Source organism: Vibrio sp. 10N.222.49.C9, assembly GCF_041474985.1.
GTDB classification, from domain to species: Bacteria; Pseudomonadota; Gammaproteobacteria; order Enterobacterales; family Vibrionaceae; genus Vibrio; species Vibrio crassostreae_C.
In genome coordinates, this window is the sequence record NZ_JBFRVD010001627.1 from 1 (window position 1) to 270 (window position 270).

Annotated in this window: 1 protein-coding gene; it reads right to left on the minus strand. The window is 47.4% G+C overall.

The window, feature by feature from the left end; genetic code table 11:
* On the minus strand, positions 1–270 hold a 270-nt coding region (gene lptD / locus AB4585_RS29560; protein ID WP_372172404.1), incomplete at both ends, for an LPS assembly protein LptD.

The window sequence follows — 270 nt, forward strand, 5'->3', positions numbered from 1 at the left end:
ATGCAATGGTATGGTTAAACCTGGTTCTATATGCAGTCTTGTCGCTTGACCTGGCTTAGCATTACGCTCGTCATCGGTATCAAAGTGGGTTGCGTGGCTGACCATATCAAAATCAAGATACGGTAAAAGCTCTGGATAGAAATACTTAGCACTCAACTGCGGGACCATACGGTAGGGTAGGTCTGTGGTCGTTGATAGCAGCTGGAAGTCACGAACCAGCAGGCTCGTATCCCAATGGTCGTTACGATACGACACCTTACCTTGTTGCAA